Annotated in this window: 2 protein-coding genes; both read right to left on the bottom strand. The window is 39.6% G+C overall.

All coding sequences use genetic code 11. The features are described 5' to 3' along the window. Positions 1-296: 296 nt before the first annotated feature. Complete coding sequence (locus FH871_RS31630; RefSeq protein WP_138995309.1) at positions 297-806, bottom strand: hypothetical protein; 510 nt, start codon at positions 804-806, stop codon at positions 297-299. Between the two features lie 235 nt (positions 807-1041). Further along, positions 1042-1629, bottom strand: a complete 588-nt coding sequence (locus tag FH871_RS31625) for a hypothetical protein (RefSeq protein ID WP_138995308.1) — start codon at positions 1627-1629, stop codon at positions 1042-1044. Between the last annotated feature and the right edge of the window lie 112 nt (positions 1630-1741).

Here is a 1741-nt window from a genome sequence, read left to right as displayed (position 1 = left end):
TTGCGTACGTAGAATAATTGACCGGGTTAATTGTCCAATAAAGCCAGATTGATTATTGACGACTTGTTAGACCATAAATCCCACGTTTTTTCTACGCATCAAAATGAAGATACTAGTTAGCTTCTCGGGCGAAAAGGGTTTGAAAGCTACCCTTACTGCCCTCAGATCGAGATTCATTATTCTCAAACATTCCGTCCTCATAAGAAATTAGATAATGTAAAAATGTGTCAACAGAAGCACTTCAGACCCCTATAGGCAACTTGATGTTATGCGCTTATTTATCCGATGTGACTATCTTAAAATTTGGATACAAGCCCAACTTTATTAGTAGTCATCACAAAATTAAATTCTTTAAATCTTGTTGAAGAAGTCGAGGTTAAAGTTGTATTATATTCACTTACCGCTTTTCTTGTTTTTTTCTTTGCGCTTTGGGAAAAGGGAAGGGAAACGCTCGCCAAACCTGCACCGACACCGAGAAGAGCCCAATTTGGCTTTCCTCCACCCATTAAAGTGCCAAGTGGCCAACCCATCATGAACCCTCCTGCATAGCCAAATAGTGTCGCAATCGTGCTTGATGATTTCGCCGATTTTAGATACTTGTTGGCTTGTTCATTATTTTTCAGAAGTTTTTGAAGTTGTTGTATTTTTAATTCTTTACTATTCCTAAAAAAACGATCCCCGCCGGACTTTTTCTCTATTCTAACTGTGTCGGATTGAGTTGGCAAAGTATTGTCTAAAACTTGAGCTTTAACCGCCGTAGCTATTACAATAACAAGTAAGACTGTTCGTAAAAAGTTTTTTTGCATTGCTAGGAATTTTGATTGGAGTTTTTGATAATCTTTTTAGTATGTTATAGAACCTATAATGTTCAGTGGTTCTCTTGTATGAGTGTTCTCGCTGTTGAGTATCATTATAAACTTGCCCATAACTTATACTCCGCGATTGTTTGGTTAATTTTAAAAGCCTTGGTGGGTTTGAGTTTGTAAAAAATAAGCTGTACGAAATGATCCGTACAGCTTATAGTACAATCCATTACCCGGACTAGTTTAACTCAAAAACCAATCCAACGGGTTGAGTTTCATTTTCAGCAACTGCCCGGTAGCGTAGATAAGTCTTTCCTCCAATCTGATCAATTCGAAAAGCGTTGATGCGGAAGAAATACTTGACAAACTTAAAGTCATCGGGCGTACTCAGACCTGCCCCTCCATTGCTAAAGGTATTTCCAGCAACATTTTCCAGACTTTTCCAATCCGTGATTGTATTGTAGAGTGGATCAGTCACATCTGCACTAGTCCGATATCCGATTCCGGTCAGAGCTCCTTCCATGAACCAGCTCGACTGAGAAAGCGCAGTGCGAATTTTTAAACCAAATGCAGTAGATGAGGTTAGGCTGGTCGGATCGAACTGATTTAAATCTCCTTCCTGATATCCTAAAAAGATGTAGTTCGACTCCGTGCGATCACTGCCACTGCCAACGAGGGCGTCAATGGGTCGGTACGAAAAGGTAGCCGGGAGGTGATCTTGCATACAGGCAAAATTGATAAACAGGCTGGCAGCAATGAAAAAGAGGGATCGTGAAATTTTAACCATTGGAATGGTATGTTGATAATAGAAAATAAATGTTTGCACAAATTTAATATGAAGAGGTAAACATTAGACAGGAAACTCTATTTTTTTGCCTTGTAACTGCTCCACTTTTTTTCGTCCTTTCCTCCCCCCTCCGATCCACTGAACTTCGGCT

This window comes from Larkinella sp. C7, from assembly GCF_006149005.1.
Taxonomy (GTDB): domain Bacteria; phylum Bacteroidota; class Bacteroidia; order Cytophagales; family Spirosomataceae; genus Larkinella.
This window is presented reverse-complemented; position numbering and strand designations above follow the sequence as displayed.

What these genes read in the sequence shown, in the direction of transcription:
- FH871_RS31630 (WP_138995309.1), bottom strand. Translation starts at nt 806, where the DNA reads ATGCAAAAAAACTTTTTACGAACAGTCTTACTTGTTATTGTAATAGCT.